Below are 24,253 nucleotides of genomic sequence, written 5' to 3'. Positions count from 1 at the left end.
GCTGTCTCACCTGGCCAAGAACTTCACCGAACCGAAGTGATCGACGCCGTTCTGACCCGGCTCGAAAAAGGCCACGACCGCACCGTCCTGGCAGTCCGCCCCCCGGTACAGAACGGCAAGGCGGTCGGTGTGGTTGGTCGGCCGGTTCGCTTCAGCTTGTGTGTTGTAGCAGCGACCGTCCTCGGGATCGTTGAGCTCGAATCCCTGCCACCACCCGTCCACGTAGTAGACGAAAGATCCTCGCGCCGCCTGGGCGGGCGTCGCGGACACGGTGCACAGGGCCGCGGCGGCAACGGCCGCGGCAAGCGCCTTCGGAGGTTCTTCATGAAATCGCTCCTTCAGGGACGTCTTACGAGCGGCCAGTGTCTCCGCCCGGACACGCCTGCGGGGCGACCGTCACCCGAATGGCCGTGAAGGAAACGATCCCGCCTCGCTCGTCGGGGCTACCCCTCGCCCCGTAAACCCGTCGATGCGGTCCTGCCGCCACCGGAACAAATCCCGGTGACAACGGGCCCGCCTCTATGAGAACTGTCGCGCTTCGGCTCCTACGGGTAATTGATGCTCGACACGAAAGGCTCAGAATTCAGTAGTCGAGATCCAAGTAGTCGATGGCGTCGAACAGGCGCTACACGTAAGCCGCGGGGAGGTGCGCGGTGAGGCGGCGGAAGCGGCTGTCGTCGGTCGTGCCGACCGGCACGGTGTAGCCGAACCGGGCCCTGGTCTCCACGGTGATCCCGGTGCTGGTGGCGGCCTGGCGCTACCGGCGCTTGCGCACCAGGGGCTGCCACCGCTTCCGTACGGCGTCGTCGATCTTCGCGGCGACATCGGCGCGGGCATGCTCGCGGGCGCCGCGCCGGTAGCGGTTTACGGAGTCGGCGGTGACTGTGACTCCGATGTCCTGAGCGACGGCCTTCGCACTGCCGAGCTGCTTGAGCAGGAAGCCGATCTGCCCCTTGAGGGTCTTGGGCGGCTCCTTGGTGAACGCCTCCTGGCCGGCGCGGTTGATGGCGTCCTCGATCTCTCCGGTCACGCTTCGGCTCTCTTCAGTGGTGGGGTGCTGGTCGTCGGGGGCGGCCGGGCGGATCCAGGTCTCGCGGGTCTCGCGCAGGTCGTGCCGCCACGGCTCGGACCCCGGCGAGGTGCGGCGGGTGCGCAGGACGAGCTGCGGGGCCTTCATGCGTGCCTCCAGGCGGTCCAGCGTCCGCTCCCGCTCCGCGCCGGCCTCCAGGGACGGTGCGGAGCCGGTCTCGGTGACCACCGGGGGCTACTCGCCCTCGTCCAGGACGGCGTCGCCGCCCTTGATGTGGCGGGCCGGGTTGAGGCCCTTCTCCATCAGCTCCACCGCCCACAGCATCGGCTGGACGCCCTTCAGCTTCGCCGGGACGGGCGTGGGCCCGAGGCGGAAGCCGCCCGGCTGCGGCTTGCCGGAGGCCGTGTGGGGGAGGAAGTCCAGCGGGCTCGCGCCCGGCGAAGGGTAGATGGCGTAGTCGGAGAGCACGGCGAGCGGGAACAGCCCGGTCTGAGCGAGCCGTTCGACGCGGCTGCCGCCGGGAGTAGTGCCGATCCGGCCGGGCAGCGCGTCGGCGGTCTGTCGGCTCCGTCGTCAACTCCTGCTCAGCCGCCGTGTGATGGCCTCCAGCAGCTCATCCAGCGCCACCTCGTGTGTCCGCCCCCGAGGACGGGCCAGCCCCACCCAGCTCGGTGAGACCCCGTGGACTGGACGGAACACCACGTCCGGGTGGGAGTGGTAACGGGCTGCCGACGCCGGGGCCAGCGCCACGCAGCCGCTGGCCACCGCTCCGAGCCACTCATCGGGACGGCTGGTGACGGCGCCCACCCGGACGGGGTGTCCGTCCCGCTCCTCCGCCGCCAGCCAGTGCTCCCTCCAGGCCCCGGTCCCGGCTCCGGCCGCGACGAACGGCTCGTCCCACAGCTCCCGGAACTCCACCATCTCGCTGTTCGCCAGCGGATGCCGAGCTGGTAGCAGCACCCCACGCTCCTCAACGAACAACTCCCGCACCGTCAGCCTCTCCTGCCCCGGAAACGGCAAACGCACCACTGCCGCATCCACCTCACCCCGGGCCAGGCCGGCGCTCGGGTCCGACCAGTCGAACTGCCGCAGTTCCACCCGCCACTCCGGCTGCGCCTGGCGGAACTCCGCGATGACCTCGGGGACAGCAGCCACTGCGCCCGCGTCCAGGAAGCCCAGGCGCAGCACCTGCGCCGCCCGGCCGGTTGCCTGCACCGCCTCGTCCCAGCCGTCCAGCAGTGCGGGCACCCGCGAGGCGAGCTCACGACCAGCTTCCGTCAGCGCCATCCCCGACCGCGAACGCCCGAAGAGCCGTACCCCGAGATCGTCCTCCAGGCGCCGGATCTGCTTGGTCAGCGCAGGCTGCGAGACGAACAGCCTCTCCGCTGCCCCGGTCAGGCTGCCCTCCTCCGCCACTGCGGCGAAGTAGCGAAGCAGGCGCGTGTCGACATCCATGCCACCAGGTTATAGAAGCAGGTATTGGACCGTGCCGAAATGCTCGCGGACCCTGAAGGCATGACCGGTACCCAGCTCGCGTTCCTCGTCGTCACCCTGCTCACCGCCGCCGTCAACGTCGCTATCGCCGCCGCTGACCTCGCCGGGGCGCGCTTCGTGCTGGCCAACTCTGCGGAGGTGGGCGTGCCCCGATCCTGGATGCCCTGGCTGGCCGCCCTCAAGCTGGCTGGTGCGGCGGGCCTCCTCCTCGGCCTCTTCGACGCCGCACTGCGCCCCCTCGGCGCCGCCGCGGCCTGCGGTCTCGTCCTGCTCTACCTGGGCGCGCTCACCTTCCATGTGCGCGCCCGCGTGCTCTACAACCTCGCGTTTCCCGGTTTCTACTTCGCCACCGCCGTTGCCTCACTGGCCTTGACCGTGTCCTCCTGACGGCGGCACCGCTCGATGTTCGATGAGAACACTCAACCTTCACGCGGCGCGAGGCGGATTGCGAGCTCCGGGCCGGGGCGTCACTTCAGTTCCATGAGGATGTCGGCGCGGGCGTAATAGTCGGACACCGGGAGACGGTTGCGGGTGATCCTGACGAACCCGGCTTCCTCATACAGGTGGATGGCGGGAGCCAGCTTGCTGTTCGTGCCGAGGAACAGTCGGGCCGCACCAAGCGCCTGGGCGCGGTCGATCGCTGCGGCTACGAGTTGGCGGCCGATGCCGCGTCCCTGCGCGGCGGGGGCCACGGCCATCTTCGCCAGCTCGAACACGGCGCCCGGACAAGCCAGAAGCGCGACGCACCCGACAACCGTGCCGCTGCCCTGGTCGCGCGCCAGGAGTACATCACCACCCGGGCCCACGATGCGGCCGAACGGATCTCCGAGAACCGCCCGGTCCTCTTCCTGCAGGGTGAACAGGCGGGAGATCCACTCCTCGTTCAACGCGCGGAACGCGTCGGCATCACTTTGTGAGGCGATGGAGGAGACCACGGTGGGAGCAGAGGTGTATGGCATGAGGCGGGTTTCCCTTCGGGTGCGGCTTCCCGCCAGCCTCCGGTCCCGCTTACCCATATGTCCAATACAGGAAGCAGCCCGCATCAATAAGCTTGAGCTATGGATCAGCGAATCGAGCTCCGCCACCTGCGGTACTTTCTGGCTGTGGCCGAGGAACTCCACTTCGGCCGTGCCGCCCAGCGGCTGAACATCGCTCAGCCCGCTCTGTCCCAGCAGATCAGGCAGCTCGAAAAGATCCTCGGTGTCGAGCTGTTCCGGCGGACCTCTCGAAGCGTCCGCCTCACAGACGCGGGAGCGACGTTCCGGCCACGGGCGAGGGACCTTCTGGGCCGTCTGGCGGCCGACCTCGACGAGGCCGGCCGTGTCGGGCGCGGCGAGGCCGGTCGTCTGGATGTCGCCTTCATCACCTCCGCCACCGCGATCGTCAGCGAACGGATCCGTGAATTCTCCCGCTGCCGCCCAGACGTCCAGGTCAAACTGCACGACGGCTTCACCGTCGATGTCCTGGCCGCTCTGGAGCGGGGCACGGCCGACATCGGGATCGTGCGGGATGCCGAGAAGCGGGACGACATCGACCTTTCCCTGCTGACAACGGAACGGTTCGTCGCCGTCGTGCCCGCAGACCACCCCGCCGCAAGGGCTGATCATGTGGACGCAACGGCGCTGGCCGCTGACCCGCTGATCCTGTTCCCGCGTTCAGCAGGAGCCCAGGCGTTCGACGTGAACACACAGCCGTTGCGGGACGCCGGCATCGACGTCCAGGTCGCGCAAGAGTGCTCGAACTGGCACACCATCATCATGTTCGTCGCCGCCGGCCTTGGCGTCACCATCGCCCCCTACAGCATCACGACCCTGCTGCCCGCAGGCGCCCGACGTCTTGAACTCGACGGACCTCCCACCATGAGCCGGATCTTCATGGCCACCCGCCGAGGAGACGACCGTCCTCTCGTGCAAGCCTTCATCGCAGCATCCGAGTCCGTGACAGGTCGTGGCCACGACCGGACGACGAGAGCACATTGACCTGCCGAGCAAGCGCCTCCAAGGGCAAGGGCTTGGAGACGTACCGCGCATAACCTCATCGGCCGCGTCTGAAGCACCCACCGCTGGTACGACAGTCCAAGCCGACGATCCTGAAACCGCGCCTATTCGCGCAGCCGTTGATCCCGCTGTCGAAGGTGCGGCCGCAGGGTGGCGGGGCGCAGGACACGCCTGATGAGACGCTGTTCGCCGCGATCATCTACGTGCTGGTATCCGGCTGTTCGCGGCGGCCTCTGCCGGCCTGCTCGACCTGGCCCGAGCGGTGCTCGACTCCGCCCACGTGAGGGCGAAAAAAGGGGGGCGAACTCACCGGTCCGAGCCCCGTGGACCGGGGCGAGCCGGGTTCCACGATGCACGTCCTGTCGGACGCGGCCGGCCTGCCCTGGTCGTCGGCGTCTCGGCCGCCGACACCCACGACAGCCAGGCCCTGAAGCCCATGGCGCTCGGTCACCGAACGGCACACGACCCCCACCGCGGCCGCCACTCCAAGCTCCAGCGCCTGCACGCCGACAAGGTCTACGACGCACCTGAACTGCGGAAACGGCTCCGCGGCAGACGTATCGGCGTCCGCATCGCCCGCAAGGGCATCGAGTCGTCCGAACCACTAGGGCGCCGCCGATGGGTGATCGAGCGGACCATGTCCTGGCTGACCGGCTGCCGCCGGCTCAACCACCGCTACGAACGCCGCCCGCACCGCTCCGAGCGATGATCCGCCTCGCGATGATCGACCTGATGAGCCGCAGGCTCACCCGGGAGTCGACTCCGAACCGGAAGGACTCATAGCCGCCGGGCCACGCTGACCCGCGCATCCTCACCCCTCATTGCCTGCGGCCAGCGGTCATCGATGACAACCGCCACTTCCCGGCAGGCGTCACAGGCGTTCTCCCGCTCCGGCAGCCACCCGCAGTCGGACGGCGAGATGCCGGCTTCCTGGATTCCGTACAGCGTCCTGTCGGAGATGCCGAAGGCGTGGGAGACGTCGGCGGGAAGGCCGTCCGCGACGGCCCTTTCCCAGCGCATCTCCACAGGCAAGCACGGCGGCCGCGAGACCTCGAACCGCTCGCCACCCACATGGGTGGCCGCGTGACACCAGGAACAGGACCAGATTTCCCCTTCCCACACAGTCGGCAGCACCGGCCACCTCCCACCTGGGGAAACGGCCTCAGAACCACACAGCCGTCATCCGCCTTACCCGGGAAACGACACCCCCTTCACCAGCGAAACGACACCCGGGCATCACACAGCCCAGGTCAGCACAAGCACTCGTCACCTGTGGCCAGTGCTCAGACTCTCCGTCACCTGCTGTTCGTTGAAGATCAGCTTCGAGCAGCACGCGATGGCTGGTTCGGTGGCGCGCGCGTTCGAGCGCGTGGGTGCCGAGAAGGGATTGGCCGCGGCCTTCCTGGTCCAGGCTGACCGAGCCGGTCTGGTCGCCGAGGCTGGTTCGGCATGTTCGGGGCGGTCAGGGCTTTGCCAGGGCAGTTCGCAGAGCGTCGAGGGCGGCGGTGCGGAAGGCGGTCATCGAAGGTGCTTTGCCGTCGAGCAAGGCATCAGCACCGTGGTACATGCCTGATTCGAGCCGCAGCTCGCAGGCGACGCCGGCCTCGCTCAGGCGTCGGGCGTAGTCGACGTCTTCGTCGTGGAACAGGTCGAGGTCGCCCACGCCGATCCACGCGGGTGGCAGCCCGGCGAGGTTCCTGCGCCTTGCCGCCGCGATATAGGGGCGATCGTCGCGGCCCTGTGGCGGGCGGCCGAGGTAGGAGGTCCAGGCGAAGCGGTTGGAGTCCGGGGTCCACGTATAGATGGCGCTGTTGGGAGGGTCGACGCGTAGAACCGTGCGGTCGTCGAGCATGGGGTAGACGAGGAGCTGGAACCGGACCGGCACTCCTGAATCGTGGGCGCGCTGGACTACGGCGGCGGCGAGTCCGCCTCCGGCGCTTTCGCCGCCGACGGCGATGCGGGCGGGGTCGATGCCGAGGGCGGCGGCACTGGCGTGAAGCCAGCGAAGCGCACCGAAGCAATCGTCCAAAGCTGCGGGGTACGGATTTTCGGGTGCGAGGCGGTAGTCGACGCTGACGACCAGAGCGCCGAGTTCGTCGGCGACGCGGCTGCACCAGGTGTTCTCCTGCCGGGCGGCACCCATGACGGTTCCTCCGCCGTGGATCCAAAGCAGCGCTGCGCGCGGCGCTTGGCCTGATGCCTGGTAGGTGAGCACCTCGACGGGGAGGTCGTCGGTCGTGGCCGGCAGCGTGCGCCGCTCGATGCGGACGCCGGGTCTTGAGGCGGCTCCCGCCAAGGGCACGAGGCGGCGGGCGATGGCCAGAGTGACCGGGTTGCCGAAGTTCAGCGGGAAGTAGAGCACAGGGTGCCGCAGCTCGCGGGGGACTGCCGCCAGGGCGCGGCGGCGTGTGCTGATCGCCGCGGCAGCGCCGAGGGTCGCTGCGGCGCTCAGTCCGCCGAGAACGCGTCGGAGTGTCATGTACTGCGCACCTTCCGTTCGGGTGGTCGGGGCTCTCGGCTTCAAGGGGTCGCGCCTTGCCGGTCGACCGCTTCGGCGTCGTCGCTTTCGGGACCGTCGTGCAGGAGTGGTCGAGGCAGAGCACCGCGCCCGGGGCGAGGGCTTCCGCTTGACACGACCACCATATCGGCAACACTGTATCCATTATGAGTACGTGGTCTGAGCCCCAGCCCGATTCCCGGTTCGTCGAGATGGACGGCCTGCGGATCCACTACAAGCGCGCCGGGCACGGCCCAGTACTCGTACTGCTGCACGGCAGTGCCTCGTCCCTGCAGCACTTCGACCGCGCGACGGATCTGCTGTCGGACTCGTTCGACGTCATCCGTCCCGACCTGCCGGCGTTCGGACTGACGGGCCCGCGTACGGACCGCGACTACCGCATCCCGACGTACGCCGCGACGGTGGCGGGCTTCCTGGAGGCGCTGGGCGTGCCGCGCTACGCGGTGGCCGGCAGTTCCCTGGGCGGCAACATCGCCTGGAACGTCGCGCTGGACCATCCGGAGCGGCTGACCGGCCTGGTGCTGGTCAACGCCACCGGCTATCCGGAGAAGACGGTGCCGGCGGGGATGCGCCTGACCCGCAACCCGCTGGTGCGGCCCCTACTGAGGCGGGTGATGCCGCGCGGGGCCATCGAGCGCAACCTGCGCGAGGCCGTGGGGCCACATGCGCGGATCGTGGACGACGCCATGGTGGACCGCGCCCATCAGCTCATGAGCCGCCCCGGTAACCGCTCGGCCTTCGTCGACTTCTGCAACACCGACCAGCCGGACCGCAGCGCGCAGATCCCCCGCATCACGGTGCCCACGCTGGTACTGCGCAGCGCGGGCATCGACGGCCAGCACTTCGCCCGCGACATCCCCGGCGCCCAGGAGCTCGTCCACCCCCACGGCGGACACCTGCTGCCGGAGGAGGAACCGCAGTGGGTCGCGGACGCGATCGCCAAGTTCCTCGGCTCCTGCGCCGACACCCCCGCGAACTGAGGACAAGGAGGCCCGTTCCATGAAGTACTTCGTCGCCCCGGGCGAGGACCGCAAGCTCACCGCCGACTCGCGCAAGGCGCTGCGCGGCAGTTTCATCGAGCTGTCCGACGGCGTCACCCACTACGAGCTGACGGGGCCCGAGGACGGGGACGTGGTCCTGATGGCGGGCGGCCTGACCATCCCGCTGTTCTACTGGGACGGCCTCGTCAGCGAGCTGCATGCCCGCGGGCTGCGCACGCTGACCTGCAGCGCCTACGGCCGCGGCTACTCCGACCGGATACGGGCGCGGTACGACGAGACGCTGTTCACGCGGCAGCTGGCCGAGCTGACGGACCGGCTCGGCCTGACGGCGCGGCCCCTGCACCTGGTCGGCACCTCCATGGGCGCGCTGGTCAGCATGACGTACGCGGCCCAGTACCGCTCGTCGGTGTCCACGCTCACCATCGTCGGCCCCGCCGGTCTCGCGAAACCGCGGTCGGTCTCCCCCGACCGACTGCTGCGCAGCGATCTGCTGGCCGGGACGGTCGCCCGCCGTCGCGGCCTTCAGCTGCTCCAGGGACACCTCGGGCACAACGTCCGGGACCCCGAGCTCGGTGCGGAACTGACCGAGATGGTCCTCGGCACCCTCCGCTTCGAGGGCTCGCTGTACGCGGTCTTCGACACCCTGCAGCACCTGCCGGTCACAGGCCGTGACGACCTCTTCCGGCGGACGGGGGCACTGGGCATTCCGACGCTGCTGCTGTGGGGCGACGAGGACACCGTCACGCCGCCGGCGCACTTCGACACAGCACGAGCTCTGCTGAAGTCCCGTAAACATCACGTAATTGCCAAATGCGGGCACATGGCCCCGTTCGAACGGCCTCGCGACGTCGCCGATCAGCTCGTCCCGTTCGTGTCCGCACGCACCGAAAGGCTCGACCCATGAACAACCCGCAGGCCATCGACGTACTGATCATCGGTGCCGGCCCCTCGGGCTCCGCCTTGGCGATCGACCTCGTACGCCGCGGACTCGACGTCCGGATCGTCGACAGGTCCCCCCACGCTTTCGACGGCTCGCGCGCCAAGGGCATCCAGCCCCGCAGCCTCGAAGTCCTCGAAGACCTCGGCGCTCTCGACGACGTGCTGGCCGGCGGCGACCTCTATCCCAAGCTCGGGCTCCATGCAGGACCCCTCAGCGTGCCGTGGAAGATGTTCCCCCACAAGGAGGCGACCCCGGACGTCCCGTACCCGAACACCTGGCTGATCCCGCAGTTCCGCACGGACCGCGCCCTGCACGCCCGGCTCGGTGAGCTCGGCCGCGAGGTCGAGTTCGGCAAGGAACTGACCGAGCTGACGCAGGACGAGGACACGGTGCTCGCCAAGGTGGTGGGCGCGGACGGGGCCGAGGAGATCGTCGCCCGCTATGCCGTGGGGGCCGACGGCGGCTCCAGTGCGGTGCGCAAGCAGCTCGACATCGGTTTCGTGGGGACGACGGACGAGTCCGACCGCGTGCTGATCGTGGACGCCTCCGTCAGCGGCCTGGCCCGCAACCGGTGGCACATGTGGCCCGGCCTCGGCGGAAAGCTCATCGCCGCCTGCCCGCTCCCCGACAGCGACGTGTTCCAGTGGATGATCCGGCTCACGCCCGACGAGAAGCCGCCCCAGGAGATCGGCGCCATCGTCGACCGGATCCACTCCCACACCCGCAACCGGCACATCCAGCTGCACGAGATCCACTGGAAGTCCGTGTTCCGGCCCAACATCCGTCTTGCGGAGCACTACGGCCGCGGACGGGTCTTCCTCGTCGGCGACGCCGCGCACGTCCACACCCCGGCCGGCGCCCAGGGCTTGAACACCGGCATGCAGGACGGCTACAACCTCGGCTGGAAGCTCGGACAGGTCCTCGCCGGCGCCGACCCGGCCCTCCTTGCCACCTACGAGGCCGAGCGGCAGCCGATCGCCGCCGGGGTCCTGGGCCTGTCCACGGAGAAATGGGGCGGCATCGCCAAGCTCGACCCCTCCAGCATGAAGCGCGGCAAGGACGAGCAGCAGCTCTCCCTGACCTACTACGGCGGCCCGCTCGCCCCCGCCGACGGCGACGGTAGCGACACCGGCGCGCTGCGCGTGGGTGACCGCGCCCCGGACGCCCGACTGCTCGGCACCGACGGCGCCGAGACCCGCCTGTTCAACCTCTTCCAGGGACCGCACTTCACCGCCGTCGCCTACGGCCCCGGCGCCGCCCGGGACCTCGACCTCCTCGACTGGCCGACGACGGGCGCCCCACTGAAGCGGCTGACCATCGGCCCGGCCGCAGGCGACGGCCGCGCCTTCACCGACCACGGGAACACGCTGCGCAGTGCCTACGGCCTGACCGGCGACACGCTGCTGCTGATCCGTCCCGACGGCTACATCGGGCACATCACCACTCGGGATCTCCTCACCACCGCTCAAGCCGCCGTGCGGGCGATGACGCCGCAGAAGACAAGGAGCCGCACCATGTCCCGGCCGAGCCACACCTCCCCCGGTCCGAGGGCCGCTGAATGAGCCGCATACTGCTGCGCGGGGCGCAGGTCATCACGATGACGCCCCACCGGCCGGACGCCGAGCATGTCGACATCCTCGTCGACGGCGGGACCATCGCAGCCGTCGGCGACGTCTTCAAGGCGCCCGACGCCGAGATCGTCGACTTCTCCGGCCGCGTCATCATCGGCCAGCCCGCGCTGAACGGCTGTTGCGCGACGCCGTGGAGCACCATCCCGAGCACGATCTGCGCGGCGGAGCCGACGTCACGGCCAGCGAGCAGGAGGAACTCCCAGGCTCCGGGCCGGGTGCGGGGCACGCTGCGCGACGAATGCACAGACGCAGCGGACCAGGTGCAGGCGGACGCCGTTCCGGGGCGACGACGGCGCAGGCAGCCTCGCCCGGGACATGATCGGCGCCACAGGGGAGGACCTGCACCCGAGGAGGAGTGGACGGTCGTCGACAAGCCCCGACCTGATCGGACTGAATCGCCCGTCTGGTCGCCGAGCGATGCGCCCGGCCGGCCACTCAGCCGCGCCCGACACATCCGATAGCGGTCTCGTGACGACCTGCGCGCCATCGGGTCGTCACCCCTGACGTCCCCGCCGCCACGACGCCTACACCCTGGAAATACCTCATGATCCTCACCATCACCCTCGCCTGCCCCATCGCCCTGATCTTCGGGGCGCTCGGAGTGCTCAAGACACTCGCATTGCCGAAGGCACGCGAGCTGGCCGCCGAGACCGGCTTCTCCGTCGCCGCCTACCGCCGCATCGGCGTGCTGCAACTGGCAGGAGTCGCCGGCGTGGCGCTCGGCCCCGCCATGCCACCGCTCGGCGGCCTCGCGGGGGCCGGGCTTCTCCTGCTGCTCGCCGGAGCTGCGGTCGTACACCTGCGCAAGGGCGACCCGGTTGCCAAACTCGCGCCCGCCGCCCTGTGCGCGGTGCTTGTCGCCTCATACCTCGCGGCCTTGTTCGTCTGAAGCGCTGCGGATCGAGTCCACACCTCCACGGATGGGCAGCTCCGGCGGTTTCGCCCTGAAAGCAATGCTGCCCCGGGCTGTGATTTCACCTCGAAGCGCCGGCCGACGGGCATCCGCATGCTCAACTGGTGTCGTGCTCCCGGACATCGAGGCCAGCAGCACCGCCTCGATCCGACCGCACGAACGCTTCGGCTTCCATCACGTGGGCACGTTCAGGAGGTCGGCACCAAGTTCGGCCACTGGCTCGACCTGACGATCATGCGGCTTCCCCAGTCCTGACCGGCCGGCATCCGGTACTCGCGTTGTCACCGTTACCTCAACCTCAGCGTCAACCTCTGTGGCGACGCTCCATGCCGATCGAGATGCCTCCGTAGGCCGACGGCCTCGAATTCGCGTCGTCCTGGCTGGTCAGGCGTCGTCGCGCAGGTGGGCAAGCCCGCTGAGAAGGAGTTCGAGTCCGAAGGAGAACTCGTCCTCGATCGGAACGGGCATCGACCCGGCGACGGTGACCGTCGCCGGGAACAAGGCTGGATCGACGCCCTGAAAGACGGCGGACAGCTGCGCGTCGTCGAGTTGCCCGCCGCCGCCGTGACCGTTGACCTGTATGGCGAATCCGAGGACATAGCGGGCGAGGGTGGCAAAGGCGTGCGCGACCAGTCGCGGCGGGAAGCCGCTGTCGAGCAGCGCCGCGAGACAGTGCTCCCGCAGCGCCATGGCGTTCGGCCCCAGGGGAATCTCTTCGACCATCAGGCGCGCCGCGTTCCGGTGTCGGGCCAGGGCCTCGAACATGGTGCGCGCAACCGTCCGCAGCGCTTGCTGCCAGCCCATCGCGAGGAGTTCGTCGCCATTCAGTTCCACGGCGCCGAACATGCGGTCCACGACATGGGCGACCAGCGCTGCCCGGTTGTCGAAATGCCGGTACAGCGTCGCCGTGCCCGAGCCCAGGCGCTGGGCCAGCGTCCGCATCGAGAGAGCGTCGGCCCCTTCATCGTCCACGATCTGCAGTGCGGTGGAGACGATGCGCTCCAGCGGCACGGGCGGACGCCCCGGGCGCCGAGCCGATGCCGGGGTCGCTCGCGTAGGACCAGCTGCTGCCACTGAAACGTCCACCTCCTCGGCCAGCACCATAACAGCAACACCGTATCCAATTTGGAGATCGCCGGTTCGACGGCGGGCGGGTGAACGCCAAGGACTGATGCTCCAAGAGCGAGGTCTCGCGGATCTGCCAGAACCTGGACGGTCAGCTCACCGCATTCCGCGGCCGCCATTCGAAGCATGTCCGGTTCCCGTACGTGTACCTGGACGCGACCACTGCAAAGCCCGTGCCGAGCACCAGATCGTGTCACGGGCGGTGGTGATCGCCACCGGGATCACCGAGGACGGCGGCCGCGAGGTGCTGGGAGTGCCGGTCGGCGCCAGCGAGACCGAGGTGCTCTGGCCCCAGTTTTCGCGCTCCCTGCGCGAGCGCGGCCTGGCCGGGGTCCGGCTCGTGATCGGCGACCACCACCTGGGGCTGGTTTGCCTTGCAGGCGAGTTTCAGGTTCTGGCACAGATCTTGGGGAGCCGTCGCGGAGGGTGACGGTGACGTTCGATTGCAGGGCAGCCACGAGCCCGGGGACCCGTCAGCGTTCACGCATTCTGGTCCCCCACCAGCCGAACACCGCCAATCCGATGTTGTTGGGCTCCGGCAAGGCGCGGCGCTCGAATTCCTCGTCGATCCGCGTGAGCAGTCGGCCCAAGTCTCGTTTGACTCCGGGAGGAAGGTGCAGCATCACCCGCTCCAGGTCGTCACGGGCATCTTCCACTTCGATCCCGGGCGAATAGGCCTTGGAGGCGTTCAGGTAGCGTCCGGGCTGCTTGAAAGCCCAACGGATCGCGAAGTCGTCCATACCCAGCACTCGCGACGTGCTGGACCGAGGATCGGACAGTGTCATGACCCTGCGTAACAAGGTCATCCGTCCCGCGCCGAAGTCCAGGTGGGCGGCCAGCCAGGCACCGGCCCGCCCGGCCAGGGCGAGACCCACCCGCTCCAGAGCGTGGTTGAGCCGCGTGGTGAACCGCGCGTACGGCGCGGCCAGCCGGGCGAACGGCTCGGCGAACGTCCGGCGCGGGCAGCCAGCCGACCCGCAGGTGAAACGCCGGACCGTCAGCCGGATCACGGACCCCTGCTCAGTGAGCGGAAGATCCTTCGGTCTGCGCTGGTAACGGTCGTGGACCCGGCCCGAGAAGCAGCCACAGTCCGGACAGGCTGCCCCGGCCGTGCGGCCTCTCGCCTCCACCTCGGCCGTCCCGCACGAGCCGGACTCCTCGCGATCGAACATCGAGGTAACACTCCGCGACGGCCCCCCGAGAGCTGTGCCAGAACCGAGTTTCGAGACCGCTTGGGCACTTGCTTCGGCGGCGCGGTCGATGCGCTCCGTCGTGGGATGACACGCGGCCGGTCACGCCGTGGTGATGGCCTCGTCGTGGGTCGGGCCGGCCGCGGACATGATGGCCTGCCAGGGGGCGGAGTCGAAGATGAGCGTGATCGAGGTGATCCGGCCGTCGTGGAGCCGGAAGTGCTCGGCCGTGTGCTGGGTGATGCCGACGGCCGGGGCGGTGTGGACGTCGTAGACCAAGGTGGCCTCGGTCTCGCCGTACAGCTCGCTGATCAGCTCCACGCCGGTGACGATGCCCAGGAGGCCGTCCAGGCCGTCGAGGTGGCCGGTCGGGCTGTCGGAGGTGATGAACGGGCTGCGGAAGCCGAAGCTTTCGCCGATCTGGGCCGCGGCCGTGGTGACGTCTCCCCGGAACCGGGCCTCGTGATAGGCCCTGACAGTACGTCGGGTGGCGGCGTTGGCCGAGTCGGTGGTCATGTGGTGCTCCGTGGTGGTCGGTTCAGGGAGCCGGCTGGTCGCGCCGGGCCGTGTTCAGGTACTGCTCGATGCGTTGCTGGTTCTCGACCACGCGCAGGCACAGGTCGCGGAACCGGGCGAGTTCGGCTTCTGTGAAGCCCTGGAAGACGGCGGACATGGCGCGCTGCGTCGGCTGCCGGAAGGAGTCCAGCCAGTCGCGGCCGGCTGGTGTGATCCTGGCTCGTACCGACCGGCGGTCGCGCTGGTCCTGGACCCGCCGCGCCAGCCCGTCACGCTCAAGCGTGTCGACCAGGCCGGTGACATTGCGGGAACTCACCCCCGCCGCGCGGGCCAGTTCGCCGATGCTCAGCCCCTCGTCCGTGGCCGTACTCAGTCGTGCGAGGACGTCGAGCGCCCCCGCGCTGAGCCCACGTCCCCCCGCACCTTGCGAACGCAGCCGGTCGACCGCCTGCCAGGCCGACCGGACGGCTGCGGCCGTCTCCAGCGCGAGGGTGTCGTCGCCAGCCGCGAACGCCCGCATGGAGTCCCGGACACCAGGGTCGTAGAGGAAGCCATCAGCGTCGTGGGCCAGGTCAGAATTATGTACGTGCTTCATAATGAAGTCGCACTCTACTCCGCCGGTGGCGACACCACCAGCGACCAGCCCGCCCTCACCAGGGACGAGACGCAGGCGACGTCGCCGCCCTGACGCTGCGCGCTGCTGCCGGTTCTGACCAACATTCCTCGACCCCGGACCCGACAGCCGCTCCCCAAGCCGACCTGCATACGCCTCCCGTTCTCACCTACGCAGCCACGCCTCAGCCACAGAGCTGCTGCATGCGCAGCGGGGAGGTTGGAACCTGTACGTCAGCTGGCGGCTGTGGTGGTCCTGCGCGTGGGTTCGTCGCGGTTTACGGGCTTTGGCTTCCCGAGCGTTCGGCGTGCCGCATCCGAGTGGCTATCTCGCAGGCCAGTGCGGGTTCGGCATGCCGTCATCGCTCATGTGTGCCCGCCGCCAGATCCCGTTCCAGTGGAAGGGGGTCTCCGGTACGAACCGGTGCCGCTGGCCGCACGGACATGGCGCCAGCACCCACGCGCACCCACGGCACAGCTCGACCCAGCCATGCCCGGTCGAGCTCAGCACTCGTGGTCCCTCGTCCCCGCAAGCCGGGCAGCCGGGCAGATCGACGCCGTCCAGGAGCGCGTTCTGTCGCCGGACGTACTCGGACAGTCGCAGCGACGGGTGGCGAAACGGGTCTTCGAACCATGCACGCTCCGGGCTCTCCCACCAGCTTCGCAGCCACCACGGCCGAGGGTTCGGTACAGTCCGCCGCCCGGTCTGCTTCTCCGCCCGACGCTGCACGGCGTACTCCTCTGCCCGCACGAGCCACAGCACCCGCGCCTCGTGCAGTTCCTCCACGGCCCGCGCCAGCGCGTCCGGGTCCGCCTCCAGCTGTCGGGGGATCGCGGCGCTCAGCGTGAGGTGGTGGTATGTCGCCCGCAGGCCGTAAGGAGCGAAGACGGTGAGGCATGTGCGCAGCGCGCTGTGCCGCCGGTGGAAAGGGAGCCGGGCGTCGTGCACACGCGCCCGGTGGGTCAGGAAGCTGGTCATTCTGCGAGCTCCAGGTCCAGTGCCCGCGCCAAGGCGGCCGTGACGGCGGCGGCGTGTGTCGGCAGGTGTTTTTCGGCCCAGGTTCCGGCAAGGCTGTGGAAGTCCCGCAAGTCCGCCTCGGCACCGGTGACGAGCGTGCGCATCTGGTCCACCGGCAATTCGATCACCGGGCTTCCGCCCTTCGCGTCGGCGTCGAGAGTCAGCCGGACGTTGTCGCCTACACGCTCGGCCACTGAGGACGGGTCGTGGCCGAAGTAGGAGCAGCCGGTGCCGTCCAGCACCTCCCGCCAGTCCCGCCAGGTCTCCAGGCCGTTGCAGCAGCCCGGCTCGACGAAGACGGTGTCGGTGGCTGTGTCGGTCACCCGGAACCCGCCGGCGGCGAACAGGTTGGGCAGGGTGAGCAGCCCGTGCAGGAACGCGTCGAGCGGGTCGGTCGGGCACGGCCCGTGCTCCTCCTCCGGCTCGAAGTCGTTGCAGTCAGCGATCCGCATAACGGCCGTGCCGACCTCTGCGGGAGTCAGCTCCCCGTCCAGTACGAGGTAGCCGTACGACTCGTGCTCGCCAACCGGCCAGAGCGCGAAGTCGTCTGCTGCGAAGATCTCCAGAACGGGTTGCATCACCATCACACAGGGATGGTGCCGGACCCGCTGCGACACCGCCACGGGCTTTCGCTGCGGCATGAGGGTCGGCGGGCGGCCGACTCGGCTCGGCGCCTGCCCGCATCTTGCCTTCCCCAGTCGGTGACTCCGAGACCCGCTCAGAACATGGTGTTGTCGTTCTCGGAGGTGGGTGGGATGACCTGGAGGACGTCCCAGTGTTCGACGATCTTGCCGTCGGCGTCGAAGCGGAAGATGTCGATGCCCGCATAGTCCTCGTCGCCGGGCCAGGTCTGGTGGCAGTGCAGGATGACGTGGTCGCCGTCGGCGAAGGCCCGTTTGTACTCGACGTGCTTGCCGGGGTACTCGGCCGCCATGCGCTCGAAGTAGTCGATGAACGCCTGCTTGCCGTCACCGACGTGCGGGTTGTGCTGGATGTAGGTGTCGCCGGCGTACTGGTCGATCGCCTCGGCAGGCCGGCACTGGTTGAACATCAGGTCGTAGAACGCCTTGGCCGTGGCCTTGTTCTTCTCCGGATCGCTCATGACGCCACCGTAGGCCCGGCAGCTGGACACAGCGCGGCCAGTACGTCGAAGAGGTGGCAGACGGGACGCTGGAACGGGCACGACCCGGTCCGCGACGTCGCCGGGAATGGTGGACCTGGGTGAGGTCGACGCGTACGAGACGTGCGGCAGCAAAAGGGGGCAGACGAGGTGTCTGAATCCAGCGCCGAATTCCAGAACCAGGGGGCGGGAGTCGTTACGGGCCGTGCCCAGCCACCACTGGAGACGATGACCCGCGGGAAGGTAGGGGCGCCGATGAACCGGGGACCGCCGCGGGATGTTGCCCCGTCCTCACGGCTGCAGGTCCGACAGCGCAGCAGGGCATCGAGAGGTGTCGCAGTTCGGACGGCGTGGCAGCGCATCTCGGGGGGGGTGACGGCACGACGGCCGAGTCACAAGCGGCAAGGAGCAGGCCGCCTCGGGACACTGTGCGAAAACGTTGGCATGACCATCCCCCCTCGGGGCGCGGGGAGCAGCATCGACTTCCCGTGAGCTGACGCGGGTCGTCGGGACCATCCCCGCGGGTGCGGGGAGCGGTCGACTCCCGCGACAGGACCGCTGGAAAGCCGGCGGCCAATGGGCAAACTACGCGGCCGAAGTGGTCCGCCGGCGCATGCAACAAAACTCGTGAGCTAAGACCGTGTCCTATGTGGTGAGTTTGAGGAGGCGCTTGTAGCAGCAGAGGGCTGCGGCGAGGCCGAGGAAGGCCAGGTAGTCGCGGGAACGGCGCTCATAGCGGTGGTTGCGCCGGCGGTAGCCGGTCAGCCAGGACATCGTGCGCTCGATCACCCCTCTGCGGCGCCCGAGTCGTTCACCGGACTCGATGCCCTTGCGGGCGATGCGGACGCCGATGCGTTTCCCGCGGAGCCGTTTCCGCAGCTCAGGGATGTCGTAGGCCTTGGCGGCGTGCAGGCGCTGGGGTTTGAAGTGACGGCCGCGGTGGGGGTCGTGTCTCGTTTGGTGACCGAGCACCATGGGCTTCAGGACCTGGCTGTCGTGGGTGTCGGCGGCCGAGACGCCGACGAGGAGGGGCAGGCCGTTCGCGTCCGACAGGATGTGCATCGTGGACCCCGCCTTGCCCCGGTCCACGGGGCTTGGACCGGTGAGTTCGCCCCTTTTTTCGCCCTGATGTGGGCGGAATCGAGGACGGCTCGGGACAGGTCGAGCAGGCCGGCGTCGTCGAGGCGGTGCAGGATCTCCTCGTGCAGCCGGCCCCACACGCCGGCTCTGGACCAGATCAGGAACCGGCGATGGGCCGTGGACTTCGATATGCCGAAGCACGGCGGCAGGGCCCGCCAGGCGCAACCGGACACCAGCACGTAGATGATCGCGGCGAACAGCGTCTCATCAGGCGTGTCCTGCGTCCCACCGCCCTGCGGCCGCACCCTAGAGGGCGGGATCAGCGGCTTCGCGATCTCCCACAGCCCGTCCGGAACGATCCAGCTCCATGTGCCCCGCCCCATGACCTGCCCAACAGCCGCCTCACCACATAGGACACGGTCTTTAATGTCGGGGCCCGAGCCCCGACAATTCCCTGGCCCTTGTTTCAGGTGGCACTGATGATCTGCACGGTGTGCGGCTGCTTGCCGGCTGCGCCCAGCGAGGCACGGACGGTCAGGACGTCTTGTGGTAGCTCGCAGTGCCCTCGTCCTTCGTCGGCGCGGGGGTGCCCGTCCAGGCGGGGGTCGGGGCGGTCGTCGGCAATCCGGTCGGGTTGACGCGGGCCTGGTCGGCGAGGAGGTTGACGAAGGCGACGGTGAGGGGGTCGGGGCGGGTACGGGTGTAGGCGGTGAGGGTGCGGCGGACCGGGGGGTCGGGGCGCAGCAGGGCGCCGTCGAAGTGGGGCGGGATGATGTTGGCGGGCACCAGGGTCGGGCCGAGTCCGGCGGCGGCGAGCAGGGGTGCGGCGGAGGTCTGTTCGGCGCGGATCGCCACGTGCGGGCGGAATCCCGCCTGAGCGCAGACGTGGTCGAGCAGGTCGGCGAGGCCGTTGTCGGGGGCGTAGTGGACCCAGGCGCGATCTGCGAGATCCGTGAGTGCGACCGCGCCGGTGGGGCTGTCGGCGAGCGGGTCATCGGCGGGCAGGACGATCGCGAACTCCTCGACGCCGAGTTCGCGGATCGGTCCCTCCCAGTCGGCCGGGGCGGGGCCGATGGCGAGATCGGCGCGGCCGGCGGTCATGGCGGCTTGGAGTAGGTCGGCGTGGCAGTACTCGCGCAGCCGGATCCGCACGCCGGGGTGCTGGTGGCGCCAGATGCGCAGGACGGCCGGCAGGATCCCGAGGCTGACCGAGTAGATGGCAGCGACCTCCAGCTCGCCCTCTTCGAGGCCGGCGGTGCGCCGGGCCACCGCTCGCAGGCGTTCGGCCTCGGCGAGGGCGGCACGAGCGTGCGGCAGGACCGCCCGGCCCATCGGGGTGAGCCGAACCGACCGCGGCAGGCGTTCGAGCAGCGGGCCGCCGAGCGTGCTCTCCAGGGCCCGCATCTGGTGGGAGAGCGCGGGCTGGGTGACGTGCAGCTGCTCGGCGGCGCGGGTGAAGGAGCCGGTGTCGACCACGGTGACCAGGTATTCGAGTTGCCGGAGCGTCGGGATTGCCATGACAAGATTTTATCGCTGCGGTAGAGAACAAGCCTTGGACTCATCGCTGGAGGCTGAGAGAGGGTCGTGGTGTGGTCGCCGCTAGGGAGCAGCGGGTGGCCGATCCCCGATGACTCGAAGGAGTTCTCCTCATGTTCGATGGCACGCCTCTGAAGGGGCAGCGACTTGTCGTGGTGGGCGCGGGCTCGCGCACCGGGCGCGAGATCGCCAAGGCCGCCTCGGCGGCCGGTGCGACGCTCGTGCTGGCCGGTCCGGACCCGCGCAAGCTGGAGTGGACGGCCGGTGAGCTGTCCGGCCCGTCCGAGGTGCTTGCGCTCGACCTGGCCGACGAGCGGTCGATCGCCGACTTCGCCGCCCTGGTAGGCCGGTTCGACCACCTGGTCTCCACCGCCGCAATGCCGGCCAATGGTCCGCTGAAGCAGCTCGAACTCGCCGACGTGCAGCGGGCGTTCTCGGCCAAGGTGATCGGTCCGCTGTTGCTGACCAAGCACCTGGCCGGGCAGGCGTCGCAGTCCGGCTCGTTCACCTTCTTCTCCGGCGTGGCCGCCTGGCGCCCGGCGCCCGCGCGCACGGTGATGGCCACCACCAACGGCGCGCTGGCCTTCCTGGTGCAGGCGCTCGCCGTCGAGATCGCCCCCGTCCGGGTCAACGCAGTCTCTCCTGGCATCGTCGACACCGGCGCCTGGGACGGCCTGGGCGCGGACAAGGAAGCGTTCCTGCGGGGGATCGCCGAGCGCAACCCGACCCGCCGGGTGGGCAACCCCGAGGACCTGGTCAAGGCCGTGTTCTACGCCATCGACAACCCCTACGTCACCGGCACCGTGCTGCACGTCGACGGCGGCGGCCGCCTTATTTGACCGGAACCCCGCAACCCCATCCGACTCGACCGACACGCAAAAAACAGCTGATGGAACTCCGACTCGACGGCAAGGTCTTCCTGGTCACCGGAGCCTCCGCAGGCATGGAGCGGCCACGGTCCGCACTCTCACCGCCGAGGGGGCCGCCGTGGTCGGCACGGCCCGCCGCACCGAGGGCATCGACGCGCTCGGGGCGCGGGTGAGCGCCGTGGCAGCCGATGTGACCGATCCGCGTGCGCCCGAACGGGTCGTGGCCGAGGTCCTGGACCGGCACGGCCGCCTGGACGGCCTGGTTAACAACGTCGGCGGCCTGACCTCGTGCACCGGCTTCCTGACAGTGACCGACGAGCAGTGGCATATGGCGTTCGACCTCAACTTCCACTCGGTCGTCCGGATGACCCGGGCCGCGCTGCCCGCGCTGCTGGAGCACGGCGGCCTCGCTGGTCCACGTGACCAGCGAGGCCGCCCGACTGCCCGACGTGCCCCTGGTGGACTACGCCGCCGCCAAGACGGCCCTGCTGTCGCTCAACAAGACCCTCACGGTGGAGTTCGGCCCACGCAGGGTGCGCTCCAACGTGGTCGCCCCCGGCCCGACCCGCACCCGCCCGTGAGGCGCCCCCGACGGCTTCGCCGAGCAACTCGGCACCCAGTTCGGCCTCATGCCGGACGCGGCGATCGACCATTTCGTGCGCGAGGTGCGATGCCTCCCCAGCGCCCGGCTCGGCGAGCCGGACGACGTCGCCCGGGTCATCGCCTATCCGCTCTCCCCACTCGCAGGCCAGGTCACCGGCGCCGAATGGGCCGTCGACGGCGGCGCACTGCGCCAGATCTGACGCCACGACACCACGTCCGCCGGCCGGCCGAAGGGGCCGGCCGGCCATCCCGGCGCGCCTGAAACCAGTGCGCGACCGGCCGATCCAAGGAGAAACACCCATGCGTTCGCGCACCCTCGTCCGCACCGCCGCCCTCGCCACCGCCGCGGCCTGCCTGGCCGGTGGCACCGCTGCCGCCGCCCACACCCACGACAACGGCCACGGCCACCACCATGCCTCGCACGCCTGGCCGCAGCGCCTGATCGACCGCTCGTCCGACCTGGTCCAACCCCAGGCGATCACCGTCGACCACTCGATCGACCAGCAGCGCGCGGCCCAGGAGGTCCACCTGGCCCAGCAGCTGTACACCTTCTGGAACACCGGCCGGCAGAAGTACCTGGACGCCGCCGTCAGCCCGCAGTTCAAGGACAACACCCTGCCCATCGGCCGCCCGCAGGGCCCCACGGGCCCGGTCTTCGCCTCGAAGAACTTCCGCACCGCCGTGCCGGACCTGGCCTGCGAGCTGTCCGACCTGCTGGTTACCGGCGACAAGATCACCGCCCGGCTGGTCTTCCGCGGCCACTTCACCGGCACCTTCCATGGCGTCCAGGGCAAGGGCCAGAACGTCGACTTCAACGCCATCGACATCCAGCACGTCGGCACCGACAAGATCGGCGAGGACTGGCACATCGAGGACAACCAGACCCTCATGGCCCAGCTGGGCGTCAACGGCTGATGCCGCTCCTCCTGGATACCGCCGCCCTCGCGGCCTTCGCCACCGGCACCACCGAGTTCGTCGTCGGTCCGCTCCCCACGCTGTCCCACGCGCTCTCGGCCCCGGTGCCGACGGCAGGCCACCTGGTGACCGGCTACGCCGTCGGCGTCGCGATCGGCGGGCCGCTGCTAGCCCTCGCGACCCGGCGGCTGCCGCCCCGCCCCACCCTGATCGGCCTGATGACACTCTTCAGCGCCGGGCACCTGGTTATGGCGGCGGCCCCGGACTTCACAGTGCTGCTCATCGCCTGGCTGGTGACCGCCTCCACGCACTGGGCGTTCTTCGGCACCGGATCGCTGGTCACGGCGGCCACCGTGTCGCAGGACCGATGCGGCCGGGCGATCACCCTGATGTGCACCGACCTCACTGTGATCGGCGTCCCCAGCGGCACCCTGCTCGGCCAACGCCCTTCCCGATGAGCCTCGTTCACCGCAGTCGCGCTCCTCTCTGCCGCCGCCACCCTCGCCCTGTACCGGCTGCCGCCCAGGCACCAGCCCGCCCCAGCGGCCGACCGGCCCGCCGCCATACCGCGCCCGGCCCCGGCCCCGGCCCCGGCCACCCTCGCGCTGGCCACCACCCTCCTCGGCTAGGAGCTGTCCGGCCGATCATGTGACTGTCGCCCGATCTGCTCGTTGTTCCCGTTATGGGGCGGGGAGAACGCGGTGATCTGTCGGACGCCGAGTGGGAGCGGCTGCGGCCGTTCCTGCCGGTGAGCAACGGTAGGTGCGGGCGGTGGCGTGATCACCGGCAGGTGATCGACGGGATTCTTCACCGTGTTCGGACCGGGGCTCACTGGCGCGATCTGCCGGAGCGGTTCGGGCCGCGGAAGACGGTCTACGAGCGCCATCGGCTGTGGTCAGCCGACGGCACCTGGGAGCGTCTGCTGCAGCGGGTCCAGGCCGCGGCCGACGCGGCGGGCGGAATCGACTGGGATGTCTCGGTGGACTCCACCATCGTGCGCGCCCACCAGCACGCCGTCGGCGCCCGCACCGAGCCACCGCCGGCCATCGCCGACTCAAAGGGGGACGAAACGCCGGAACACCAGGACGAAACTCCGTGGCAGAGCCTCGTCGGCCGGCTGGCGGAGGCGGTGCAGGAGGCGAGGGCCTGGGCCGTTCGCGCGGGGGCTTCACCAGCAAGATCCACCTGAGCGCGGACAGCTTCTGCCGCCCGCTGTCCCTGATCGTCACGCCGGGGCAGCGGGCCGACTGCACCCAGTTCGTGCCGGTGCTGGAGAAGATCCGGGTCCCCCGACTCGGGTCGGGCAGGCCCCGCAAGAAGCCCGGCAGCGTCGCGGCTGACAAGGCCTACAGCAACGGTCCCTGCCGTCAGTACCTGCGCCGGCGCGCCATCCGCCACACGATCCCGGAGAAGAGCGACAGCCAGGCCGCCCGTCTGCGCAAGGGATCGCGAGGCGGACGGCCACCGGGCTTCGACGAGGATCGGTACAAGAAGCGCAACACCGTGGAGAGGGCCATCAACAGGCTGAAGAACTCCCGCGCCGTTGCGACCCGTTACGACAAACGCGGATACGTCTTCCTCGGCACCGTCACCGCCGCCGCCCTCGTCATCTGGCTCCGTACCTGACCACGTGCCATGACCTCAACTCACCGAGGCATCCGGCGCCAGCACCAAGCCCGCTGCCGCGCGGAAGTCCTCAAGGCTGATGACACCGCCGTCGGTGCCGTCGTCCCATTCGATCAGGAGCCCCGAGCGGCCCTCGTTCCAAGACTCCGGACTGTCATCAAAATCAGGGCCGGGATGCCACTCGACGCAACCCTCACCATGCCGATATCGGAGATACAGGTACTGGCCGTCCGCCGTCCAGGCATCCCACTGTGATGGGTATGCAGAACACGTCTGCACAACCCGCGCCAGCTTCCGACCCTCATCCGTACTCATCCGACGATGGTCGCGCAGCATCAGGCGCCCGGTAATTGACTTCAGACCGCCGCCACAGGCGCCTCAAGCAGCAGCCAGACACACGCCGCCAATGATCGGCCGGACAGCTCCTAGTAGTGCTTCGTTAGGTTCTTCGTCTGGTTCTGTTGCGGGGCAGGGGTCGGCCGCAGGTGGTGCAGGTGCCGGTCCAGCACTGCAGCAGGT

General features: G+C 69.5%; 26 protein-coding genes and 7 pseudogenes. 16 read left to right on the top strand and 17 right to left on the bottom strand.

Features of this window, described 5'->3' with window-relative positions; all coding sequences use genetic code 11:
- Positions 1–6: 6 nt before the first annotated feature.
- The 4 genes and pseudogenes from ACH4TP_RS39375 to ACH4TP_RS39360 all read right to left on the bottom strand — a co-directional run bounded on the left by ACH4TP_RS39375 (position 7) and on the right by ACH4TP_RS39360 (position 2,485).
- Positions 7–270, bottom strand: coding sequence for a hypothetical protein (locus ACH4TP_RS39375; RefSeq protein ID WP_398440607.1), 264 nt, complete (start codon positions 268–270; stop codon positions 7–9).
- A 358-nt stretch (positions 271–628) separates the two neighbouring features.
- Positions 629–1,030 (bottom strand): annotated as a pseudogene (gene tpg / locus ACH4TP_RS39370) (telomere-protecting terminal protein Tpg); the annotation flags it as partial.
- Between the two features lie 234 nt (positions 1,031–1,264).
- Positions 1,265–1,519 (bottom strand): annotated as a pseudogene (locus tag ACH4TP_RS39365) (transcriptional regulator); the annotation flags it as partial.
- Between the two features lie 84 nt (positions 1,520–1,603).
- Positions 1,604–2,485, bottom strand: coding sequence for a LysR family transcriptional regulator (locus ACH4TP_RS39360; RefSeq protein ID WP_398440606.1), 882 nt, complete (start codon positions 2,483–2,485; stop codon positions 1,604–1,606).
- 60 nt (positions 2,486–2,545) lie between these two features.
- Between ACH4TP_RS39360 and ACH4TP_RS39355 the strand changes: the two genes are divergently transcribed.
- Positions 2,546–2,911, top strand: coding sequence for a DoxX family protein (locus ACH4TP_RS39355; RefSeq protein ID WP_398190411.1), 366 nt, complete (start codon positions 2,546–2,548; stop codon positions 2,909–2,911).
- A gap of 80 nt (positions 2,912–2,991) precedes the next feature.
- Here ACH4TP_RS39355 and ACH4TP_RS39350 read toward each other — a convergent pair whose 3' ends face one another.
- Positions 2,992–3,459 carry a GNAT family N-acetyltransferase gene (locus ACH4TP_RS39350; RefSeq protein ID WP_398440605.1) on the bottom strand — a complete coding sequence of 156 codons (468 nt, stop codon included), beginning with the start codon at positions 3,457–3,459 and terminating at the stop codon, positions 2,992–2,994.
- Positions 3,460–3,582: 123 nt separating this feature from the next.
- Between ACH4TP_RS39350 and ACH4TP_RS39345 the strand changes: the two genes are divergently transcribed.
- From ACH4TP_RS39345 to ACH4TP_RS39335, 3 genes and pseudogenes are all read left to right on the top strand, one after another.
- Positions 3,583–4,503: a LysR family transcriptional regulator gene (locus tag ACH4TP_RS39345; protein ID WP_389234617.1), complete on the top strand. Its 921-nt coding sequence runs from the start codon at positions 3,583–3,585 to the stop codon at positions 4,501–4,503.
- Between the two features lie 83 nt (positions 4,504–4,586).
- Positions 4,587–4,766: pseudogene (locus ACH4TP_RS39340) on the top strand (hypothetical protein); the annotation flags it as partial.
- A gap of 11 nt (positions 4,767–4,777) precedes the next feature.
- Positions 4,778–5,304, top strand: a pseudogene (locus ACH4TP_RS39335) (IS5 family transposase); the annotation flags it as partial.
- Here the strand turns inward: ACH4TP_RS39335 and ACH4TP_RS39330 are convergent.
- Together ACH4TP_RS39330 and ACH4TP_RS39325 are read right to left on the bottom strand one after the other, a co-directional pair.
- Positions 5,299–5,655 (bottom strand): hypothetical protein, encoded by a 357-nt coding sequence (locus ACH4TP_RS39330; RefSeq protein ID WP_398440604.1) that lies wholly within the window; start codon positions 5,653–5,655, stop codon positions 5,299–5,301. The pseudogene ACH4TP_RS39335 and the gene ACH4TP_RS39330 sit on opposite strands and share 6 nt — an antisense overlap.
- A gap of 328 nt (positions 5,656–5,983) precedes the next feature.
- The gene (locus ACH4TP_RS39325; RefSeq protein ID WP_398440603.1) at positions 5,984–7,000 is read right to left on the bottom strand and encodes an alpha/beta hydrolase; all 1,017 of its coding nucleotides are present in this window, start codon (positions 6,998–7,000) and stop codon (positions 5,984–5,986) included.
- A 185-nt stretch (positions 7,001–7,185) separates the two neighbouring features.
- On the opposite strand from ACH4TP_RS39325, the gene ACH4TP_RS39320 reads away from it, so the two are divergent.
- The 5 genes from ACH4TP_RS39320 (at position 7,186) to ACH4TP_RS39300 (ending at position 11,500) form a co-directional block, all read left to right on the top strand.
- Positions 7,186–8,019, top strand: coding sequence for an alpha/beta fold hydrolase (locus ACH4TP_RS39320; RefSeq protein ID WP_398440602.1), 834 nt, complete (start codon positions 7,186–7,188; stop codon positions 8,017–8,019).
- Positions 8,020–8,038: 19 nt separating this feature from the next.
- A complete protein-coding gene (locus tag ACH4TP_RS39315) occupies positions 8,039–8,944 on the top strand; it encodes an alpha/beta fold hydrolase (protein ID WP_398440601.1) in 906 nt (301 codons plus the stop codon).
- On the top strand, positions 8,941–10,542 hold the full coding sequence (locus tag ACH4TP_RS39310) for an FAD-dependent oxidoreductase (RefSeq protein ID WP_398440600.1): 1,602 nt from the start codon (positions 8,941–8,943) through the stop codon (positions 10,540–10,542). The genes ACH4TP_RS39315 and ACH4TP_RS39310 overlap by 4 nt, the downstream gene beginning before the upstream one ends.
- A complete protein-coding gene (locus ACH4TP_RS39305; protein ID WP_398440599.1) occupies positions 10,539–11,072 on the top strand; it encodes a hypothetical protein in 534 nt (177 codons plus the stop codon). The genes ACH4TP_RS39310 and ACH4TP_RS39305 overlap by 4 nt, the downstream gene beginning before the upstream one ends.
- An 83-nt stretch (positions 11,073–11,155) precedes the next feature.
- Positions 11,156–11,500 carry a DoxX family protein gene (locus tag ACH4TP_RS39300; RefSeq protein ID WP_398190387.1) on the top strand — a complete coding sequence of 115 codons (345 nt, stop codon included), beginning with the start codon at positions 11,156–11,158 and terminating at the stop codon, positions 11,498–11,500.
- Between the two features lie 408 nt (positions 11,501–11,908).
- Here ACH4TP_RS39300 and ACH4TP_RS39295 read toward each other — a convergent pair whose 3' ends face one another.
- Complete coding sequence (locus ACH4TP_RS39295) at positions 11,909–12,535, bottom strand: TetR/AcrR family transcriptional regulator (RefSeq protein ID WP_398440598.1); 627 nt, start codon at positions 12,533–12,535, stop codon at positions 11,909–11,911.
- A 164-nt stretch (positions 12,536–12,699) separates the two neighbouring features.
- Between ACH4TP_RS39295 and ACH4TP_RS39290 the strand changes: the two are divergent.
- Positions 12,700–13,016 (top strand): annotated as a pseudogene (locus ACH4TP_RS39290) (transposase); the annotation flags it as partial.
- Between the two features lie 106 nt (positions 13,017–13,122).
- Here the strand turns inward: ACH4TP_RS39290 and ACH4TP_RS39285 are convergent.
- The 8 genes from ACH4TP_RS39285 to ACH4TP_RS39250 form a co-directional block, all read right to left on the bottom strand.
- Entirely contained in the window at positions 13,123–13,821 is a 699-nt protein-coding gene (locus ACH4TP_RS39285; RefSeq protein ID WP_398440597.1) for a transposase family protein, read from the bottom strand.
- A gap of 120 nt (positions 13,822–13,941) precedes the next feature.
- The gene (locus ACH4TP_RS39280; RefSeq protein ID WP_398440596.1) at positions 13,942–14,355 is read right to left on the bottom strand and encodes a hypothetical protein; all 414 of its coding nucleotides are present in this window, start codon (positions 14,353–14,355) and stop codon (positions 13,942–13,944) included.
- A 22-nt stretch (positions 14,356–14,377) separates the two neighbouring features.
- On the bottom strand, positions 14,378–14,950 hold the full coding sequence (locus tag ACH4TP_RS39275; protein WP_398440595.1) for a MarR family winged helix-turn-helix transcriptional regulator: 573 nt from the start codon (positions 14,948–14,950) through the stop codon (positions 14,378–14,380).
- A 342-nt stretch (positions 14,951–15,292) separates the two neighbouring features.
- A complete protein-coding gene (locus tag ACH4TP_RS39270; RefSeq protein WP_398440594.1) occupies positions 15,293–15,946 on the bottom strand; it encodes a hypothetical protein in 654 nt (217 codons plus the stop codon).
- Complete coding sequence (locus ACH4TP_RS39265) at positions 15,943–16,569, bottom strand: hypothetical protein (protein WP_398440632.1); 627 nt, start codon at positions 16,567–16,569, stop codon at positions 15,943–15,945. The genes ACH4TP_RS39270 and ACH4TP_RS39265 overlap by 4 nt, the downstream gene beginning before the upstream one ends.
- 134 nt (positions 16,570–16,703) lie before the next feature.
- Positions 16,704–17,087, bottom strand: a complete 384-nt coding sequence (locus ACH4TP_RS39260) for a nuclear transport factor 2 family protein (protein ID WP_389234578.1) — start codon at positions 17,085–17,087, stop codon at positions 16,704–16,706.
- Positions 17,088–17,750: 663 nt separating this feature from the next.
- A protein-coding gene (locus ACH4TP_RS39255) for an IS5 family transposase (RefSeq protein ID WP_398440593.1) occupies positions 17,751–18,568 on the bottom strand; the annotation gives its coding sequence in 2 pieces (ribosomal slippage) (positions 17,751–18,220 and positions 18,220–18,568; 819 coding nt in all).
- Positions 18,569–18,719: 151 nt separating this feature from the next.
- Positions 18,720–19,703 (bottom strand): LysR family transcriptional regulator, encoded by a 984-nt coding sequence (locus tag ACH4TP_RS39250; protein WP_398190364.1) that lies wholly within the window; start codon positions 19,701–19,703, stop codon positions 18,720–18,722.
- A gap of 131 nt (positions 19,704–19,834) precedes the next feature.
- Between ACH4TP_RS39250 and ACH4TP_RS39245 the strand changes: the two genes are divergently transcribed.
- The 6 genes and pseudogenes from ACH4TP_RS39245 (at position 19,835) to ACH4TP_RS39220 (ending at position 23,734) form a co-directional block, all read left to right on the top strand.
- On the top strand, positions 19,835–20,560 hold the full coding sequence (locus ACH4TP_RS39245; RefSeq protein WP_398440592.1) for an SDR family oxidoreductase: 726 nt from the start codon (positions 19,835–19,837) through the stop codon (positions 20,558–20,560).
- 148 nt (positions 20,561–20,708) lie between these two features.
- A pseudogene (locus ACH4TP_RS39240) lies at positions 20,709–20,936 on the top strand (SDR family oxidoreductase); the annotation flags it as partial.
- A 64-nt stretch (positions 20,937–21,000) separates the two neighbouring features.
- Positions 21,001–21,393, top strand: a pseudogene (locus ACH4TP_RS39235) (SDR family NAD(P)-dependent oxidoreductase).
- Positions 21,394–21,493: 100 nt separating this feature from the next.
- Entirely contained in the window at positions 21,494–22,108 is a 615-nt protein-coding gene (locus ACH4TP_RS39230) for an ester cyclase (protein WP_398440591.1), read from the top strand.
- The gene (locus ACH4TP_RS39225; protein ID WP_398440590.1) at positions 22,108–22,566 is read left to right on the top strand and encodes an MFS transporter; all 459 of its coding nucleotides are present in this window, start codon (positions 22,108–22,110) and stop codon (positions 22,564–22,566) included. Before ACH4TP_RS39230 ends, ACH4TP_RS39225 begins: the two co-directional genes overlap by 1 nt.
- A gap of 224 nt (positions 22,567–22,790) precedes the next feature.
- A protein-coding gene (locus tag ACH4TP_RS39220) for an IS5 family transposase (RefSeq protein WP_398440589.1) occupies positions 22,791–23,734 on the top strand; the annotation gives its coding sequence in 2 pieces (ribosomal slippage) (positions 22,791–23,183 and positions 23,186–23,734; 942 coding nt in all).
- A 15-nt stretch (positions 23,735–23,749) separates the two neighbouring features.
- Here the strand turns inward: ACH4TP_RS39220 and ACH4TP_RS39215 are convergent.
- Positions 23,750–24,049 carry a hypothetical protein gene (locus tag ACH4TP_RS39215; protein WP_398440588.1) on the bottom strand — a complete coding sequence of 100 codons (300 nt, stop codon included), beginning with the start codon at positions 24,047–24,049 and terminating at the stop codon, positions 23,750–23,752.
- Positions 24,050–24,253 lie beyond the last annotated feature (204 nt).

Origin of the sequence: Streptomyces sp. NPDC021012 (assembly GCF_044333355.1) — a bacterium.
Taxonomy (GTDB): Bacteria; Actinomycetota; Actinomycetes; order Streptomycetales; family Streptomycetaceae; genus Streptomyces.
Note: the sequence above shows the minus strand (reverse complement) of the source record. Positions and strands in the feature narration are given on the sequence as shown.